The sequence below is a fragment of the Pseudomonas sichuanensis genome (genome assembly GCF_003231305.1).
In the GTDB taxonomy this organism is placed as follows: Bacteria; Pseudomonadota; Gammaproteobacteria; order Pseudomonadales; family Pseudomonadaceae; genus Aquipseudomonas; species Aquipseudomonas sichuanensis.
Genome location: NZ_QKVM01000005.1, coordinates 137,235 through 155,839 on the forward strand (window position 1 = coordinate 137,235; position 18,605 = coordinate 155,839).

The window sequence follows — 18,605 nt, forward strand, 5'->3', positions numbered from 1 at the left end:
GGCGCCAACGTTTACAGGTACACCACCTCCATCGTTCCCTCACCGTCAAAGGCGATGTCGTCGCTGGTGTCCAGCGTTTCGGTCGGCGCCACCACCACCTGCACCATCAGGGTCGCGGTGAGGTCGCGGATCGGCACCGGCCCGGCAGTGCTGCCGAGGGTGTCACTGAACCCCAGCAGCATGTCGTTGCTGCCGATCCGGTCCATCTGCAGGTCGGCCGAATGCCAGCCACGCCCGCCGGTAGTCGAATCGGTGATATAGACCTGGGTGATGGCATCGGCCTGGATGCGCCGTGGGTCGAACTGCACCTCGTACAGGCCGATGCGGTTGCCGCGCTTGTCCAGCCCGAGGCCGTAGTAGATGCCACTGTTCACCAGGGCGCTGCCGTCGCGGTTGTCGCGCATGCGCAAGGCAAAACGGGTGGCCGCGTCGCAGCTGATGCTCAAGCCGATGGGGCGGGCCTTGAGCATCGTGCGCTGAGTCTTGCTCAGGTCCTGCACGGAAATGCGACCGAAATCCACCACCCCGCCGCTGGTCAGTGCCGGCGTACAGGAGGCGGGGGTCACACTGCCGCGCACGTTCAGCTCGATGGTCGATTGGGCATGCGCCCAGGGTGCGATCAGCAGGGCCAGCATCGTCAGGGCTTGGGGTTTCATGGTGTTTGCTTCCTATCAGTCGTGGTGCCTAGAGGTAGATGATTTCAAGGGTCGCGGCACCATCGATGGGTGCCTCCTCGTCCAGGGTCAGGGCGCTGGCCGCCGGCAGGAACAGCTCCACCGCAAGGCTGGCGTTGAGTTGGGTCATCGCCGCGGGGCCTGCCTGGCGTGCGTTGTCTGGGGCGAAGCCGAGCAGGCGGCGGTCAGGCGCCAGGTAGGCCGGGCCAATGGGCGAAAGCCATTGCAGCGCGCCGAACGGGGCCTGCAGCGCCGAGACCGAAGCCCCGTCAGCGACCACATTGCGCAACGCCACCGCATAGGCGCCCAGCGCCTGCCCCGCGCGGGTCCTGCCCACACCGAACAGCAGCGCGGGGTCGACCAGCCCGGGGAAGGGCCTCACGCTGGATGAGCGGTTGTCACGGGCGCTCAAGGCGAAACGGGTTGGCGCGTCGCAACGCACGCTCAGCGATACGCTTCGCTGCCAGCGGCTGCCGGCCTCCTGCGCCAACTGCCGGGCGGGAATAAGGCCAAAGTCCACCACCCCGCCATTACCCAGTTGCGGGGTGCAGGCTACGGGCGCGATGGCCGCCGTTACATCGAGATGGCCCCTGCCGCCAGCAGCCTCAACCTGGCCTGCAGCGCGCAGCGATAGCGCGTCGGTCACGCCCAGCATCGCCGCAACGCCCCAACCCTTTACCTCCAGGCGGGCGCTGAACACCCGCCCTGGCACGGCCTGCCCGGCATGCACGGGCGCCAGCCAGGTCTGCGGCAACCAGTCCAGCGCCCTGCCACTGGCCTGCGCCGCCTGCCCGGGGGCACTGAACCGGCCCAGCTCCACGGGTGCGCCATCGAGCAGCGCCTGGTCCAGACGCAAGGCGAAACTGCCCTGCTCACCGAGGGCGAATCTTGTGCCGTTGTGCTGCCCAGCACGGAAGAACAGCGACAAATCCTGAGCCTGTGCGCAGGTCACGGTCAGGCCAACACTGCGCATGCCCAATTCAAGCTCTTGCGCATGCTTGATGAGGGTAGTGCGGTTGAAACGGCCGAAATCCACCAGAGGCTGGCTGAGGGTTACCTGGCAGTCATCGGCCTGGCCGACCGTCGGTAACAGGCCGAAAGCGGCGAGCAACGCCAGAATGAAACATCGAAACGATCGCATGGCTGGCTCCATCAAGGGATGCGGCACAGGGCCGTGGTGGATTCGAAATAGGCGTCCAGATCCGCTTGCTGCGGCAGGCTGAATTGCAGTTCGCATGCAGGGCCATCGACCGGGTTGACCCAAAGCCGCCGGGCCTCCTGCAGGCCATGGACGAACACCAGCCCGCCCTCCTGCACCAGCGTGACGAACTGCCCCTCGCCATCGGTAACCATCGCGCCGCCCGGCAAGGGCTCGCCGGCCTGGTCGCGGGCCTGCAGCAGCGCCCGACGCGTGCTGGTCACGCGAAAATCGATCCGTGGCACTGCGCCGCGCCCGGCCTGGACCCGCTCGACAGCGTTGTCCAGATCGACGTTGCGCGGCAACGAACGTGGCTGCACTTCCAGCGTGCTGCTGCCATAGGGGGTCAGTTGCGCCACCAACGCCTGGCCATCGCCGTCGGTCCAGGTGGGGCCGGCCGGCGTATCGAGCTTCACCCCGGACAACTGGCCCACAGACACCAGGGCAAAGGTGTCCTGCACCGCGTAGGGGGAAAAGGTCACGCCCTCGCCGTGCATCGCCACACCGCCGCGCATGCCCAGGCCGATACTGCGGTTGCCCTTGCCGTAGCCGGCGTAGTTGAGGTCCACCTGGGTGTAGCGTGGCAAGGCCGACAGGCCGGCATTCAGGTCCACCAGCCGGTCGCGGCTGTCACGCTCGGCGCCCAGGCGGTAGCTCAGGGTGTCGCTGACCCGCTCCTGCATCGACAGGCCCAGGCGGCTGTCGCCGCCGCTCTCGCGCAGCGAAGCGCGCAAACGACGTTCGCGCCCCAACGGCATGCTCACACTGACGTAAGCGGCATTGCCCAGGTTGCTGCTGCCCCCCAGGTTCCACTCCATGCTGGCCGACAACGACACCTCAGCGAAACGCCGCCCCCAGGACGCATAAGCGCGGCTGGATTCGCTGCCGTCATGCAGCGCAGCCCGGGAAAACCCACCGCTGAGGCTGCCGACCCAAGGCTGGGCCCAGGATAAGCCGAAGCTGTACTGGTGCTTGAAGCGACTCGACTCGAAGGCATCGTCGTCACGGGCAAAGCTTTCCAGCAGGTCACGGTAGCCTTGGGTCTGCTGGGTATAGGCACCATTGATGGCCCACTGCGGGGTCAGTTGCTGGGAGAACGAAACCTGGCTCTGCAGCCCGCGCGAGTCAGACTCATGTGCGCTGGCCGCCTGGATCATCCACTGCACCTGCGAGCCCAACCAGGGTTGCAAGCCCACACCCACGCCAGCCGCCTCGTATTCGCTGGCCATCAGCACGCCGCTGCTCAGGGTGGTGACCGGGCTCAAGCCCTGGGTCCAGCCTGCGCTGAGCACCCAGGGGTCGGCGGCGACATCGGCGTTTTCCCGCACGCGCCCCACGCCCAGGTTGAAACCCGGGGCAGGTATGTCCAAGGCCACCATGGCCGCCGGCACCGTGAAGCTGCGCTGCATGCCATCAGCCTCGATCACCGTCACTTCAAGGTCGGTGAGACGGTCCAGGTGCGGCAGCTCGCCCAGGGCGAAGGGGCCGGCAGGCACCACGGTCGAGTAGATCAGCGCGCCTGCCTGACGTACCTCGACCCGTGCCTGGCTCTGGGCGATGCCTTCGATGGCAGCACGCCGCGCGGGGCCGCCCAGAGCCTGCTCGGTGCTCAATTGCAGGCCATCGACCCGCGCCCCGGCCAGCACCGGGTTGACCAGGTTGATCTGCCCGGCCTGGAACACCGTGCCCAGTTCGGCGAAGGTCCGCTGGGCGTAGGCGTCGAGAAACTCGCTGCGGCGCACGCCATCCACCGCGGTATGGATCTGGTGGCTGCGCACGATCCAGTCGCCGGCATTGAAGCCCAGTTCGGTACTGGCCGACCAGTAGTCACTGTCGCGCCCTTCGAAACGGTTGCGCAGACCCGACAGCTCATAGTTGAAGATGCCGGCCATGCCGCCGGTGTGGTACGCCGACAAGTCCGGCCCAGCCTCGACGGGGCGCAGGGCCTGGGTCGGCACCACCAGGCTGACGCGCTCGGCCTGTGGATCGAGGCTGATCAGGGTCTGCTGGTACTGCTCGAGAAACTCCCCGCAACCAGCCTGTTTGGCGCTGTCGCCTTCACGCAGCTGCAAGCGGGCCGCATCGAGCAGGCGCTGGTCGAAACACAACTGGCCGGCGGCATCGAAGCGCGCATCCACCCGCCCACGGGGCTGGTCGTTGACGGTCAGGCTCACTCGGTGGGTGCCTGGCGGAAAACGCGCCGCTTCGCTCAAGTAGGCCGCCAGGCTCGGGTCGATACCGCGCAAGCGCAGCACCTCGGCATCGAAAGCCACGGGTTGTGCGGCCAATGTCTGGGCTACGGCAAGCGCCAACAGGCCGACGCAAGGGCCGGCGGTTTGCCCACGCATCTCAGGCACCACCCGCCTGCAACGGGGCCTCGTGGGCATCGACGGCAAAGCCGTAGACCGTCGCCGGGTACGAGCGGATCTTGTTCGGCGAGCCTTGCAGGCCACCGTCGAAGGCGATCTCCAGGGTATCGCCCGGCAGCACGTAGCTGCGCGGCAAACGTGCCGTCTGCCCACTGGGCAGCAGTTTCAATTCCTGAGCCAGGCGCACCACGTAGGGCGAACCGTTGTGCACGCTCAGCTTGCCATCGGCCAGGCGCCACTGCAGTTCGGTCCAGGGCGCTCGATTGGGCGCCAGCCCCTTGGGGTGGATGATCACCGGCAGGTTCTGGCGCACGCTGACGCCGACCTTGGCCAGGCCCTGGGCCTTGGTTTCCAGGGACTGGGGAATACCCTCGAAAATCACCCGTTTCAGACGCTGGGTGGCCAGGGGCTTTTCGCCACGCAGGATGAAGCGCACCAGTTGCTCCTTGCCAGACTCTACCCGCCAGACGGGCTGCGACAGGAACAGCAGGGGTTCGGTGTCTTCCGGCAGGTCCTGCAGGGTGACGTGCAACAAGGCAGTTGCATTGTCGCTGTTGCGCACCTTGATGGACGCTTCACCGTCCGCTTCGTTGACGATGACCACGGAGGTTTCCGGGATCATGCCGTCGGCCCAGGCGAGCGACGAAGAACAGAGGGCCAGCAAGCCGGCCAGCAAGGACCGGGACAGGCAGCGAGGGATCATTTGCACGGCAAACTCCAGGCGTGAGCCGGCCGCCCGCGGGCAACCGGGTGAAATGAAGAGAGGAAAAAGGCCCTCCCCTGCCGTCTTGGTGCGGCTCAGGGACTGCGAGGGCCGGAAGGCACGAAGAACGTCAGAGGTACGACACTTCCAGGGTGGCGGCGCCGTCGATCAGCACTTCGTCGGTCAAGGTCAGCGACTCGCCCGGCGCCAGGTGCATGTCCACCTCTATTACCGCCTTGAGCAAGCGGGTCGCAGAAGGTTCGACGCCACCGGCAAGGGCGAAGCCGATCAACCCGGCGCCTCCATCGTTGGGCAAGGGGCTGTCTGACGTCGGCACCCGTTGCCAACTGACACCGTTGTCAGCACTACGCAGGCGCACGACCTGGGTATTGCCATCCAGGGCCAACCCTTCGGCCTTGACCAGCACGAAGTAGGTGCCCACCTTCTGCGCGCCGTTCATGCCCAGGCCGAAATGCCGGTCTTGCACGGGCCACTCCGCGGAACCCGAGCGCCCATCGATGCCGCGAAGGGCGAAACGAGTGGGCGCCGAGCAAGTGATCGACAGCAACTGCCTAGTGGACACAAATTGCGTACGGTGCACCGGGTGCAGCTCAATGGAGCCGATCTTGCCGTAGTGGAAGCTGCCCTCACCGCTAAGCGACGGCACACAGGCGGACGGAGTGATCGTGCCGGTGACGTTTACTTCGCTCGCCGAACTGGCGAACGAGAGCGACACCAGGGCGGTATTGGCCAGCAGCAGGAACAGACGTGAAGCTGTCATGGAGCGCTCTCCCTGAACAGAGGCCGACGACCTGCCGAGCGGACGGAAATCTCGCTCCATCCGCTACGGATCACAGGTAGGTCACCTCGATGCTGGAAGAGCCATCAATATTGATGTCGTCGGTCAGCGTCAGACCGCTGGCCTTGGCGATGACCATCCTGACTTGCAGATCAGCTGAGAGCGTGCTGATCGGGCTTGGCTCGGCAGCCCCCTGCACCGCAAAACCACTCAGGCGGGGGCTCGAACGATGGAACAGGAACAGGGGGAAGGCACTGCCGACCATCGACCAGCTACTGCCGCCGTTGCCGGATTGCATACGCGTCACGTCAGTATCGCCATCAGCATTGAGGCCCGTCGATGGAATCTGCAGCGAGTAGTACCCGATCTTCTCAGTGCCATTCAGGCCCAGGCCATAGTTCGCAGGGTGGGCTGCAGCGGCAGATCCAGATCGATTGTCAATGCCATCAATGGCAAAACGGGTTGGTGAGCTGCAGGCGATGGTCAGGCGCTGAAACGAGCTTTCGAAGACGGTACCCTTATCCTGGTTCAGATCCTGCGCCGAGATCTTGCCGAAATCGAAGCTGCCTGCCCCGCTCAGCGAAGGGGTGCAGGCTGCCGGAGTGATCATGCCGGTGACGCTGACATCGGTGGAGGAAGCCGCCAGGGCAGAAGCACTGCCGAGCAGGGTTGCGCACACAGCAAGCAGAGGAGCGTATTTGTTCATTGTGTAGTCCGATCAAGCGAGTCAAGGAAAGATGTTTGATGCAGGGCCCATGGTAGGGATCCGGCTCTTGGCCACATCACTGGCAATTTCCCAGCGACCGTGGGAAATCTCCTATCGGAATGTCATCTTTTCCCAAGCTCCGGTTCCTACCCGTCCCACAGATCCGCCGCTTTTTGCTTTAGACTATTGCCCCTCAATGCCCGCCTTGCCTTGCCTTGCCTTCGGAGTTCCCCCATGACGGCCCCCGCCGAGCTTTCGCCCACCCTGCAACTGGCCTGCGACCTGATCCGCCGCCCCTCGGTCACCCCGGTCGACGCCGACTGCCAGGCGCAAATGATGAACCGCCTGGGCGCCGTCGGCTTCCAGCTCGAACCGATGCGTTTCGAAGATGTCGACAATTTCTGGGCCACCCACGGTACCCAGGACGGCCCAGTGCTGTGCTTCGCCGGCCACACCGACGTGGTGCCTACCGGCCCGGTGCAGCAATGGCAGCATGAGCCGTTCGAGGCGCTGATCGATGCCGACGGCATGCTGTGCGGGCGCGGCGCCGCCGACATGAAAGGCAGCCTGGCCTCGATGGTGGTGGCCAGCGAACGCTTCGTGCAGGACTACCCGAACCACCGTGGCAAGGTCGCCTTCCTGATCACCAGCGACGAGGAAGGCCCGGCCCACCACGGCACCAAGGCCGTGGTCGAGCTGCTCAAGGCGCGCAACGAGCGCCTGGACTGGTGCATCGTCGGCGAGCCGTCGAGCACCACCCTGCTCGGTGACGTGGTCAAGAACGGCCGCCGTGGCTCCCTCGGCGCCAAGCTGACCATTCGCGGCAAGCAGGGCCACGTGGCCTACCCGCACCTGGCGCGCAACCCGATCCACCTGGCCGCACCGGCCCTGGCGGAACTGGCCGCCGAACACTGGGACGAAGGCAATGCGTTCTTCCCGCCGACCAGCTTCCAGATTTCCAACCTCAACTCGGGCACCGGTGCCACCAACGTCGTTCCGGGCGAGCTGACCGCGCTGTTCAACTTCCGCTTTTCCACCGAGTCGACCGTCGAAGGCCTGCAACAGCGCGTCGCGGCGATCCTCGACAAGCATCAGCTGGACTGGTCGATCGACTGGGCGCTGTCGGGCCTGCCATTCCTTACCGAGCCGGGCGAGCTGCTCGACGCGGTCGCCTCGAGCATCAAGGCGGTCACCGGCCGCGAGACCCAGCCGTCCACCAGCGGCGGCACCTCCGATGGCCGCTTCATCGCCACCATGGGTACCCAGGTGGTCGAACTCGGCCCGGTCAACGCCACCATTCACCAGGTGGACGAGCGCATCCTGGCCAGCGACCTCGACCTGCTGACCGAGATCTACTACCAGACCCTGGTGCGGTTGCTCGCCTGATGCTCGCCTGCCCACTCTGCCAGGCCCCCCTGGCACGGCTCGACAACGGCGTGGCCTGCCCTGCCGGCCACCGTTTCGACCGTGCCCGCCAGGGCTACCTGAACCTGCTGCCGGTGCAGCACAAGAACAGCCGCGACCCCGGCGACAACCAGGCCATGGTCGAAGCCCGCCGCGGCTTCCTCGACGCCGGCCACTATGCGCCGGTGGCCCGCCGCCTGGCGCAACTGGCCGCCGAGCGCCAGCCGCACGCCTGGCTGGACATCGGCTGCGGCGAGGGTTACTACACCGCCCAGCTGGCCGAGGCGCTGCCACAGGCCGAGGGTTACGCCCTGGACATCTCCCGCGAGGCAGTCAAGCGTGCCTGCCGACGCGCCCCGCAGGTCACCTGGATGGTCGCCAGCATGGCCCGCGTGCCCCTGCAGGACGCCAGCTGCGGCTTCATCGCCAGCGTGTTCAGCCCGCTCGACTGGGACGAGGCCCGGCGCCTGCTGGCCCCCGGCGGCGGCCTGATGCGGGTCGGGCCGACCAGCGGCCACCTGATGGAACTGCGCGAGGTGCTCTACGATGAAGTACGCCCCTACGCCGATGACAAGCACCTGGCCCTGGTCCCCGAGGGCATGGCCCACGCCCATGGTGAAGTGCTCGAATTCCGCCTGAGCCTGGCCGAGCCTCAGGCCCGCGCCGACCTGCTGGCCATGACCCCTCACGGCTGGCGCGCCAGCGCCGAGAAACGCGCCCGGGTGATCGACCAGCCCGAGCCGTTCGAGGTCACGGTTTCCATGCGTTATGACTATTTCGTGCGCCAAGCCTGAGCACACCCCGGAGCCCCTTATGCGCCAACCCGATATCGAGATTTACCTGAAGGACGCCGACGTCGATCACAAGCAGATCGCCGCCTGGCTGGCCGAGGCCTTGGGCCCGTGCAGCGAATGGAAGCAGAAAGGCCAGACCTTCAAGTGCACGGCCGGTAACATTCCAGTCACCTGGTTACCGAAGGCTGTGGGGAAATGGAACAGCCTGCTCCTGGAAAGCGACCAGACCCCATGGGCCGATGACATCGCCTGCGCCCACGCGGCATTCGCCGCACTCAACGTCGAAGTACGTTGTGCACCGGGTAGCTGGACAGAGGAACAAGGGGAAGAAGATGCCGATCGCTGGATCCGCATCAGCGCCGACGGTGAAGAGGAAATCACCTGGCGCACACACTGAAAAATGATCGCATCAGGCTGCAAGTTCCACGGACAACTTGCAGCTTGAGCGTGTAGTCAGTGGCTTAGAGCCCGACTACATCCTCCGCCTGCAGGCCTTTCTGGCCCTGCACGAGTGCGTACTCCACCTGTTGCCCTTCGACCAGGGTGCGATGCCCCTCACCGCGGATAGCCCGATAGTGGACGAATACATCCGCACCACCGTCGCGCTGAATGAAGCCATAACCTTTGGCATCGTTGAACCACTTCACATTCCCAGTCTCACGAGACGACATCTGCACTACTCCGGATTTTTATTTTGAAGATCGCCTTGCTGGCATGGGCTCACCGCCCCTGCCGTCGCAGCTTGCTCAAATAGTAAGCAAGCGGCAGGCCGAGTATATGACAGGGAACAAAAAAAATTCATTACAGCCCTGATTTTTGCCGATTTTTGCTGAACTTACGCAGATACGGCAGACTAACGTCCAGAAAAACACCGAAACTTTTCACCCAGGGCACTACCCCATGACCCGTTCCCCCCTGCGCCGCCTGATCTTCGGCGCCCTGCGCCGCGTGCTGTACCTATGGGTGCGCTCCGAGACCATCAACCAGTCCTCGCTGACCCTCAAGCTCGACCGCAGCCGCCCGGTGTTCTACGCCCTGCCCTCGCCATCGCTGACCGATCTGGCCGTGATCGACCACGAATGCACCAAAGCGGGGCTGCCGCGCCCGGTATTGCCGGTGGCGGTCGGCCCGCTGCAGGAGCCTGCCGGGTTCTTCTACCTGACCCCCGACCCGGACTGGCTCGGCCGCCACGACAAACGGGGCGCGCCACCGACCCTGGAGCGCCTGGTCGCGGCGATCAGCCAGCATGCCGAGGAAGACGCGCAGATCATCCCGGTCAGCGTGTTCTGGGGCCAGACCCCGGCCAGCGAGTCGAGCCCCTGGAAACTGCTGTTCGCCGATAGCTGGGCGGTCACCGGTCGCCTGCGCCGGCTGCTGAGCATCCTCATCCTCGGGCGCAAGACCCGGGTGCAATTCTCCGCGCCTATCCACCTGCGCGAGCTGGTGGGCCACAACAAAGGCCATGAGCGCACCGTACGCATGGCCCAGCGCCTGATGCGCGTGCATTTTCGCAACCTCAAGAGCGCGGTGATCGGCCCGGACATCTCGCACCGCCGCAACCTGGTCAAGGGCCTGGTGCACGACCCAATGGTGCGCCAGGCCATCAGCGACGAGGCCGAGCGCGAGAAGATCCCCTACGCCAAGGCAGAAGCCAAGGCACTGCACTACGGCAACGAGATCGCCTCGGACTACACCTACACCGCGATCCGCTTCCTCGAAGTGGTGCTCAGCTGGTTCTGGAACAAGATCTACGACGGCATCAAGGTCAACCACATCGAGCAGGTGCAGGGCATCGCCCCGGGCCACGAAGTGATCTACGTGCCCTGCCACCGCAGCCACATCGACTACCTGCTGCTGTCCTACCTGCTGTTCCGCAATGGCCTGACACCGCCGCACATCGCTGCCGGCATCAACCTCAACATGCCGGTGATCGGCGGCCTGCTGCGCCGCGGCGGTGCCTTCTTCATGCGCCGCACCTTCAAGGGCAACCCGCTGTACACCGCGGTGTTCAACGAATACCTGCACACCCTGTTCACCAAGGGTTTCCCGGTGGAGTACTTCGTCGAGGGCGGGCGTTCGCGCACCGGGCGCATGCTGCAACCACGCACCGGCATGCTGGCGATCACCCTGCGCAGCTTCCTGCGCTCGTCGCGTACACCGATCGTGTTCGTGCCGGTGTACATCGGCTATGAGCGGGTGCTGGAAGGCCGCACCTACCTGGGTGAGCTGCGTGGCGCGAGCAAGAAGAAAGAGTCGATCTTCGATATCTTCAAGGTCTTCGGTGCCCTCAGGCAGCGCTTTGGCCAGGTGTACGTCAACTTCGGCGAACCGATCCGCCTGGCCGGTTTCCTCGACGCGCAGCAGCCCGGCTGGCGCGAGCAGCCACTGGCCCCGCAGTTCCGCCCGGACTGGCTCAACGACACCACCACGCGCCTGGGCGAAACCGTGGCCCGCCACCTCAACGAGGCGGCGGCGATCAACCCGGTCAACCTGGTGGCCCTGGCGCTGCTGTCGACCAGCCGCATGGCCCTCGATGAGCGCGCCCTGACCCGTGTGCTCGACCTGTACCTGGCCTTGCTGCGCCAGGTGCCCTACTCGCCCCACACCACCTTGCCAGAAGGCGACGGCAGTGCGCTGATCAAGCATGTGCTGGGCATGGACCTGCTGGCCGAGCAGAAGGATGCGCTGGGCCGCATCCTGTATCTGGACGAAGCCAACGCGGTGCTGATGACCTACTACCGCAACAACGTCCTGCACATCTTCGCCCTGCCGGGGTTGCTGGCGAGCTTCTTCCTCAGCAGCTCGCGCATGAGCCGCGAGCTGGTCGGGCAGTACGTCAAGGCGCTGTACCCGTACCTGCAGGCCGAGCTGTTCCTGCGTTGGGCGCCCGAGCAACTGGACGAGGTCATCGACCAGTGGCTGGCGGCGCTGGTCGAGCAAGGCCTGCTGCGCTTCGAGAACGGCGTGTACCTGCGCCCGGCACCCAGCTCGCGGCAGTTCGTGCTGCTGACGCTGCTGGCACGCACCATCACCCAGACCCTGCAGCGCTTCTACATGGCCACCTCGTTGCTGCTCAACAGCGGGCAGCACACGCTGACCGCCGAAGAACTGGAGGAGCTTTGCGTGATGATGGCCCAGCGCCTGTCGATCCTGCATGGGCTCAACGCCCCGGAGTTCTTCGACAAGACCCTGTTCCGCCACTTTATCCAGACCTTGGTGCGCGAAGGGGTGCTGCGCCCCGACGGCAACGGCAAGCTGGGCTACCACGACAAACTGGCCGAACTGGCCGAAGGCGTGGCCAAGCGTGTGCTGTCGGCGGAGTTGCGTCTGTCGATTCGCCAGGTGGCGCTGCACCGCGATGAAACGCCGGAGCCTGCGCCTTCCGAGTGAACTGGCCTTGGTGCGTACGGGGCCGCTGCGCAGCCCATCGCCGGCAAGCCAGCTCCCACAGGGGGCGCTGACTCCTGTGGGAGCCGGCTTGCCGGCGATGGGGCGCACAGCGGCCCCGTACCGAAAGCCGCATGCCAGGCAAAAATCCGCTAAAGTCCCCGGTGTTGGCCACAAGCCAGCTCCATGTACACCGGAGATACCATGAAAAAACTCTTCACCCTGTGCTGCGCCACCCTGCTTGCAGCGTGCTCCAGCAACACCCCGTCGAACCACGCCAGCCTCGATGGCGAAGTCTTCTACCTGCAGCGCATCGCCCTGCCGCCAGCCGCCACCCTGAACGTGGCCCTGCAGGACGTGTCGCTGATGGACGCCCCGGCGGTCACCTTGGCCAGCCAGAATGGCCCGGTCAAAGGCAACGTGCCACTGCCCTTCCACCTGACCTACGACCCGGCCCAGATCAAGCCCGGCCACCGCTACGCGGTGAGCGCGCGCATCGAACTGGACGGCAAGCTGCTGTTCATCAATACCGAACACCATGGCGTGATGCTCGACGGCAGCGACCAGCAGCCGGTGCGGATCAAGGTCGACCCGGTCCGCTGAGCCCCCGCTCCTCATTGCCCATAAGGAAATATCCATGATCCGCACCTCCCTGCGCTTCACCACCCTGTGTGCCGGCGTGCTGCTGTCGGCCAGTGCCCTGGCCCTGTCGCTGGGCGACCTGTCGCAAAGCGACGCCAGCGGCGGCCTGAAGGACGCCCTCACCCAAGGCACGCAGATCGCTGTCAAGCAACTGAGCACCCCAGGCGGCTTCAGCAACAACCCCGACGTGCGCATCGAGCTGCCAGGCAACCTCGGCAAGGCCGCCAAGGCCATGAAGATGTTCGGCAAGGGTGATCAGGTGGACGCCCTGGAAGCCAGCATGAACAAGGCTGCCGAAGCAGCCGTGCCGCAGGCCCAGGCGATCCTCGTGGATGCGGTGAAGAAGATGACCGTGACCGATGCCAAGGGCATCCTCAGCGGCGGTCAGGATTCGGCCACACAGTACCTGAACAAGAGCAGCCGCGAGCAGATCCGCGCCAAGTTCCTGCCGATCGTCAAGCAGGCCACCGACAAGGTCGGCCTGGCCCAGCAGTACAACAGCTTCGCCGGGCAGGCCAAGGGCCTGGGGCTGATCAAGGATGACGCCAACATCGAGAACTACGTGACCGAGAAGGCGCTGGACGGTCTGTTCGAAATGATCGGCAAGCAGGAAGAAAGCATTCGCCAGAACCCGGCCGGGGCTGCTACCAGCCTGGCCAAGAAGGTGTTCGGCGCGCTGTGATTCTGATCTGAGACCCTCAGGGCTGCTGCACAGCCCATTCGCGGCACAAGGCCGCTCCTACAGGGGTTCGGATTCACCTGTGGGAGCGGCTTTAGCCGCGAACACCGGCAAAGCCGGTGCCCTTCACCGCGTCGTCTGCTTCGCGGCTAAAGCCGCTCCCACAGAGTGCGTGACTCAGTCCTTCCTCACCCTGAACCACGCCGCATACAGCGCCGGCAGGAACAGCAGCGTCAGTACCGTGGCCACGATCAAACCACCCATGATCGCCACCGCCATCGGCCCGTAGAACACACTGCGCGACAACGGGATCATCGCCAGCACGGCCGCCAGCGCGGTCAGCACGATCGGCCGGAAGCGCCGCACCGTGGCCTCGATGATCGCCTGCCAGCGCTGCATCCCGGCGGCAATGTCCTGCTCGATCTGGTCCACCAGGATCACCGAGTTGCGCATGATCATGCCCGCCAGGGCGATGGTGCCGAGCATCGCGACGAAACCGAACGGCTGGCGGAACACCAGCAGGAACAAGGTCACGCCGATCAGCCCCAAAGGCGCGGTGAGGAACACCATGAACATCCGCGAGAAGCTGCGCAGCTGGATCATCAACAGGCTCAACACCACCACGATGAACAGCGGCATGCCGGCATTCACCGAACGCTGGCCGCGCTCGGAGTCCTCCACCGTGCCGCCGACTTCCAGCAGATAGCCGTCCGGCAGCTGCGCCTTGATCTGCTGCAGGGTCGGCTGGATCTGTTTGACCAGCGTGGCCGGCTGTTCCTTGTCGTAGATGTCGGCACGCACGGTCACCGTCGGCAGGCGATTGCGGTGCCAGATGATGCCTTCCTCGAAGCCATACTCCAGCGTGGCCACCTGCGACAGCGCCACGCTCGGACCGTTGTCGGTGGGCAGCGCCAGGCTGCCCAGGTTGCCCAGCTCACGGCGTTCTTCAGGGGTGCCGCGCAAGAGGATTTCGATCAGTTCGTTGTCTTCACGGTACTGGCTGACGGTGCTGCCGGTCAGCGAGCTCTGCAGGAAGCTCGACAAGTGCGCGGTGCTCACCCCCAGGGCGCGGGCGCGGTCCTGGTCGATGTCCAGGTACACCGCCTTGCTCGGCTCCTCCCAATCCAGGTGGACGTTGACCACATGGGGGTTCTCGCGCACCTTGGCCGCCACCTCGCGGGCCAGGGCACGGACCTTCTCGATATGTTCGCCGGTAATGCGGAACTGCACCGGATACCCAACGGGCGGGCCGTTCTCCAGGCGGGTGACCCGCGAACGCAGGTCGGGGAATTGCTCATCGAGGGTTGCGATCAGCCAGCTGCGCAAGCGCTCACGGTGTTCCAACGATTTGGCCAGCACCACGAACTGGGCGAAGCTCGCTGCCGGCAGTTGCTGGTCCAGGGGCAGGTAGAAGCGTGGCGAGCCGGTGCCGACATAAGCCACGTAGTTGTCGATGCCGTCCTGCTGCTTGAGCAGCGCTTCCAGTTGCTTGACCCGCTCGGCGGTGTTGTTCAGCGAAGCACCTTCGGCCAGCTTCAGGTCGACCATCAGCTCTGGCCGCCCGGAGGCCGGGAAGAACTGCTGGGGCACGAAGCGGAACAGCAGGATGCTGCCGACGAACGCCGCGATGGTCAGCAATATGACCGTCTTGCGCCGCCGCACGCACCATTCCACCACCCGCCGCACGCGCTGGTAGAACGGCGTGGCGTAGGGGTCGGGCGCATGCCCGTCGCTGCCATGGCGCGCCGCATGCAGCTTGGCCAGGTCCGGCAGCAGGCGCTCGCCCAGGTAGGGCACGAACACCACCGCCGCCACCCACGAGGTCAAAAGGGCGATGGTCACCACCTGGAAAATCGAGCGGGTGTACTCGCCGGTGCTCGACGCCGCCGTGGCGATCGGCAGGAAGCCCGCCGCCGTGATCAGGGTGCCGGTGAGCATCGGGAAGGCCGTGCTGGTCCAGGCGTAACTGGCCGCCTTGAGGCGGTCGTAGCCCTGTTCCATCTTGATCGCCATCATCTCCACGGCAATGATCGCGTCGTCCACCAGCAGCCCCAGCGCCAACACCAGCGCGCCCAGCGAGATCTTGTGCAGGCCGATGCCGAAGTAGTGCATCAGGGCGAAGGTCATGGCCAGCACCAGCGGGATCGCCAGGGCCACCACCAGCCCGGTGCGCAGGCCCAGGGAAAAGAAACTCACCAGCAAGACGATGGCCAGCGCCTCGACCAGCACCTGGACGAACTCGCCGACGCCGGCTTTCACCGCCGCCGGCTGGTCGGAGACCTTGCGCAACTGCATGCCTGCCGGCAAGCCTTCGGCCAGGCGGGCGAACTCGCCCTCCAGGGCCTTGCCCAGCACCAGGATGTCGCCGCCGTCCTTCATCGACACGGCAAGGCCGATGGCGTCCTCGCCCATGAAGCGCATGCGCGGCGCGGGCGGGTCGTTGAAGCCACGCTGCACCTCGGCGACGTCACCGATGCGGAAGGTGCGGTCGCCCACGCGGATGGGGAACTGGCGGATCTGCTCGACACTGTCGAAGCGCCCGCTGACCCGCAGTTGCAGGCGCTCGCTGGGGGTCTCGAAGAAGCCGGCGGTACTTACCGCGTTCTGCTCACGCAGTGCCTGCTGCACCGCGGCCAGCGGCACACCCAGGGTGGCCAGCTTGACGTTGGACAGCTCGATCCAGATTTTTTCGTCCTGCAGGCCGATCAGCTCGACCTTGCCGACATCCTTCACCCGCTGCAGCTGGATCTGGATACGGTCGGCATAGTCCTTGAGCACCGCGTAGTCGAAGCCCTCGCCGGTCAGCGCGTAGATGTTGCCGAAGGTGGTGCCGAACTCATCGTTGAAGAACGGCCCCTGGGCCTCGGGCGGCAGGGTGTGCTTGATGTCCGCGACCTTTTTGCGGATCTGGTACCACAGCTCGGGGATGTCCTTGGAGTGCAGCGAATCGCGGGCCATGAAGGTGACCTGGGACTCACCTGGCCGGGAGAACGAGACGATCTTCTCGTACTCGCCGGTCTCCATCAGCTTCTTCTCGATGCGCTCGGTGACCTGGCGCGACACTTCTTCGGCCGTCGCACCCGGCCACAAGGTGCGGATGACCATGGCCTTGAAGGTGAAGGGAGGATCCTCGCTCTGCCCCAGTTTGGTGTAGGACATGGCGCCAATAGCCGCCAGCAGGATCATCAGGAACAGTACGATCTGGCGATTGCGCAGCGCCCAGGCGGAAAGGTTGAAACCCATCGGGACTTACTCCTTGGCCGTCAGGTTCACGTCTCGGTTGCTGCGGTCCACAGGCCGCACCTGTTGCCCTTCGCGCAGCACATGGCCGCCGGCGGCGACCACCCAGTCGCTGGCCTGCAGGCCCTCGAGCACCGGCACGCTGTCGGCCCCATAAGGCCCCAGGCGAACCGCCGCGCGCTCCAGCCGGTTGTCCTTGCCGACCCGCCACACATAGGCCTGCCCGGCTTCGGCGCTGACCGCCGAGAGCGGCACCGCCAGCGGCGCGTGTTCGGCGTGGGCGATGAACACCCGCGCGCTCTGGCCGAGTTCGGCCGGGGCGTTGCCGGAGGTGAAGGCGATACGGGCGGCAAAGGTGCGCGAACGCGGGTCGGCGGCCGGCGACAGCTCACGGATCCGCCCTTCGAACCGGGCGTTGGGGTGCGACCACAGCTCCACGCTGACGGCCTGGCCGACGCTGAAGCGGGCGAACTGTTGCTCGGGCAGGCCGATCACCACCTCACGTTCACCGTCGGCGGCCAAGGTGAACACGGTCTGCCCGGCGCCCACCACCTGGCCGACTTCGACCTGGTGCTTGGCGATCACCCCGGCCTGGGGCGCACGCAGCACGGCGTACTCGGCCTGGTTACCGGCCACCTCGAATTCGGCCTTGGCCTGTTTCAGGCGAGCGAGGCCGGCACGGTAGAGGTTTTCGGCGTTATCGAACTGGGAATGGCTGACCATCTGGCGGTCGAGCAGCTTCTGGTAGCGTTCGCGTTCGGTGCGCACCAGCGCCAGGTTGGCTTCGGCGGCGGCCACCTGGGCACGGTTGGCCTCCAGTTGCAGGCGCACGTCCTGCGGATCGAGCTCGGCCAGCGCCTGTTCGGCCTTGACCCGCTGCCCCTCCTCCACCAGGCGTTTGCTCACCTTGCCGCCGATGCGAAACGCCAGCTCGGGCTCGAAGCGGGCGCGCACCTCGCCGGGGTAGCTGTCTGCCGACGCGCCCGCAGGCTGGGGCTGGACCACCAGGGCCGGGCGCGGCGCAGCAGGTGGCGCGGCCTCCTGGCCGCAGGCGGCCAGCAGCACGAGGGCAGCGGGCAAGGCGAGGGACAACGCACGACGCAACATGATGAAGGACCTTTGGCAGAGGGGCGCATCGAATATTTATACTGGCGAGTATATTAAGTCAGCGCATCCGCGCCGGGAAGCGGTCTGCCCAGAGAAAAACCATAATAACGGTGCGACGCACGCTACAGCCGGATCGTCCGCGACCCGGTAAGATGGTCACCTTTCCCAGCAGGTAACGATTGCACATGCCCACTGACGCACCCATCGGCCCCGGCCGGCCCAAGGATCTGGCCAAGCGCGAGGCCATCCTCCAAGCCGCCAAGTCGCTGTTCCTCAGCCTTGGCTATGCCAACACCAGCATGGATGCGGTCGCTGCGGCGGCAGGTGTTTCGAAACTCACGGTCTACAGCCACTTCACCGACAAGCAGACGCTGTTCGGCGCGGCGGTCATGGCGACCTGCCAGGCGCAATTGCCCGATTTGATCTTCGAGTACCCCGAGGGCGCGGCGCTGATGGATGTGCTGCTGAATATCGCCCGTGGGTTCCAGGCGTTGATCAGCGCGGACGAGTCGGTCCAGCTCAGCCGCCTGATCATTGCCCTGAGCAGCCAGGATCCGGGGTTCGGGCATTACTTCTATGAGGCCGGGCCCAAGCGGGTGGTCGCGGGAATGGAGGCGCTGCTGCGCGGGATCGACCAGCGGGGGTTGCTGCGGATCGACAATCCGTTACGGGCGGCGGAGCAGTTCTTCTGCCTGGTGAAGGGGGCGCCGGATTATCGGTTGCTGATCGGGTGTGCGCCGGCGCTGACGGGGGATGAGGCGGAGGTGCATGTGCGGGAGGCGGTTGAGGTGTTTGTTCGGGCTTATCGGAGCTAGGTGGCGTTTGGCGTTTGGCGTTTGGCGTTTGGCGTTTGGCGTTTGGCGTTTGGCGTTTGGCGTTTGGCGCTGAGTGTGTTGGTTTTGA

At 65.6% G+C, this 18,605-nt stretch carries 16 protein-coding genes; 7 read left to right on the top strand and 9 right to left on the bottom strand.

Going from position 1 to position 18,605, the window contains the following annotated elements:
• Positions 1 to 11 precede the first annotated feature (11 nt).
• The 6 genes from DM373_RS04555 to DM373_RS04580 form a co-directional block, all read right to left on the bottom strand.
• A complete protein-coding gene (locus DM373_RS04555; protein ID WP_110992434.1) occupies positions 12 to 656 on the bottom strand; it encodes a DUF1120 domain-containing protein in 645 nt (214 codons plus the stop codon).
• A gap of 28 nt (positions 657 to 684) precedes the next feature.
• Positions 685 to 1,815, bottom strand: a complete 1,131-nt coding sequence (locus DM373_RS04560) for a DUF1120 domain-containing protein (RefSeq protein WP_167409797.1) — start codon at positions 1,813 to 1,815, stop codon at positions 685 to 687.
• A gap of 11 nt (positions 1,816 to 1,826) precedes the next feature.
• Entirely contained in the window at positions 1,827 to 4,220 is a 2,394-nt protein-coding gene (locus DM373_RS04565) for a fimbria/pilus outer membrane usher protein (protein ID WP_110992436.1), read from the bottom strand.
• A 1-nt stretch (position 4,221) separates the two neighbouring features.
• Positions 4,222 to 4,944 (bottom strand): fimbria/pilus chaperone family protein, encoded by a 723-nt coding sequence (locus tag DM373_RS04570; protein ID WP_110992437.1) that lies wholly within the window; start codon positions 4,942 to 4,944, stop codon positions 4,222 to 4,224.
• A 130-nt stretch (positions 4,945 to 5,074) separates the two neighbouring features.
• Complete coding sequence (locus DM373_RS04575; protein ID WP_157966807.1) at positions 5,075 to 5,725, bottom strand: DUF1120 domain-containing protein; 651 nt, start codon at positions 5,723 to 5,725, stop codon at positions 5,075 to 5,077.
• Between the two features lie 70 nt (positions 5,726 to 5,795).
• Positions 5,796 to 6,449, bottom strand: a complete 654-nt coding sequence (locus tag DM373_RS04580) for a DUF1120 domain-containing protein (protein ID WP_110992439.1) — start codon at positions 6,447 to 6,449, stop codon at positions 5,796 to 5,798.
• 234 nt (positions 6,450 to 6,683) lie between these two features.
• Here DM373_RS04580 and dapE point away from each other — a divergent pair, with 234 nt between their 5' ends.
• The 3 genes from dapE to DM373_RS04595 are packed head-to-tail and all read left to right on the top strand — an operon-like array spanning position 6,684 to position 9,044.
• Complete coding sequence (gene dapE, locus DM373_RS04585; protein ID WP_110992440.1) at positions 6,684 to 7,835, top strand: succinyl-diaminopimelate desuccinylase; 1,152 nt, start codon at positions 6,684 to 6,686, stop codon at positions 7,833 to 7,835.
• Positions 7,835 to 8,647 (top strand): putative RNA methyltransferase, encoded by an 813-nt coding sequence (locus DM373_RS04590; RefSeq protein WP_110992441.1) that lies wholly within the window; start codon positions 7,835 to 7,837, stop codon positions 8,645 to 8,647. The genes dapE and DM373_RS04590 overlap by 1 nt, the downstream gene beginning before the upstream one ends.
• 19 nt (positions 8,648 to 8,666) lie before the next feature.
• The gene (locus tag DM373_RS04595) at positions 8,667 to 9,044 is read left to right on the top strand and encodes a hypothetical protein (protein WP_110992442.1); all 378 of its coding nucleotides are present in this window, start codon (positions 8,667 to 8,669) and stop codon (positions 9,042 to 9,044) included.
• A gap of 64 nt (positions 9,045 to 9,108) precedes the next feature.
• Here DM373_RS04595 and DM373_RS04600 read toward each other — a convergent pair whose 3' ends face one another.
• Complete coding sequence (locus DM373_RS04600) at positions 9,109 to 9,318, bottom strand: cold-shock protein (RefSeq protein ID WP_110992443.1); 210 nt, start codon at positions 9,316 to 9,318, stop codon at positions 9,109 to 9,111.
• 229 nt (positions 9,319 to 9,547) lie between these two features.
• Between DM373_RS04600 and plsB the strand changes: the two genes are divergently transcribed.
• The 3 genes from plsB (at position 9,548) to DM373_RS04615 (ending at position 13,358) form a co-directional block, all read left to right on the top strand.
• Positions 9,548 to 12,037, top strand: coding sequence for a glycerol-3-phosphate 1-O-acyltransferase PlsB (gene plsB / locus DM373_RS04605; RefSeq protein ID WP_110992444.1), 2,490 nt, complete (start codon positions 9,548 to 9,550; stop codon positions 12,035 to 12,037).
• Between the two features lie 201 nt (positions 12,038 to 12,238).
• Positions 12,239 to 12,637 (top strand): YbaY family lipoprotein, encoded by a 399-nt coding sequence (locus tag DM373_RS04610; protein WP_110992445.1) that lies wholly within the window; start codon positions 12,239 to 12,241, stop codon positions 12,635 to 12,637.
• A 34-nt stretch (positions 12,638 to 12,671) separates the two neighbouring features.
• Positions 12,672 to 13,358, top strand: a complete 687-nt coding sequence (locus DM373_RS04615; RefSeq protein ID WP_110992446.1) for a DUF4197 domain-containing protein — start codon at positions 12,672 to 12,674, stop codon at positions 13,356 to 13,358.
• 174 nt (positions 13,359 to 13,532) lie between these two features.
• Here the strand turns inward: DM373_RS04615 and DM373_RS04625 are convergent, their stop codons facing one another.
• A complete protein-coding gene (locus DM373_RS04625) occupies positions 13,533 to 16,598 on the bottom strand; it encodes an efflux RND transporter permease subunit (RefSeq protein ID WP_110992447.1) in 3,066 nt (1,021 codons plus the stop codon).
• 6 nt (positions 16,599 to 16,604) lie between these two features.
• Positions 16,605 to 17,702, bottom strand: coding sequence for an efflux RND transporter periplasmic adaptor subunit (locus tag DM373_RS04630; protein WP_110992448.1), 1,098 nt, complete (start codon positions 17,700 to 17,702; stop codon positions 16,605 to 16,607).
• 185 nt (positions 17,703 to 17,887) lie between these two features.
• Between DM373_RS04630 and DM373_RS04635 the strand changes: the two genes are divergently transcribed.
• Positions 17,888 to 18,517, top strand: coding sequence for a TetR/AcrR family transcriptional regulator (locus DM373_RS04635; protein ID WP_110992449.1), 630 nt, complete (start codon positions 17,888 to 17,890; stop codon positions 18,515 to 18,517).
• The last annotated feature ends 88 nt before the right edge of the window (positions 18,518 to 18,605 follow it).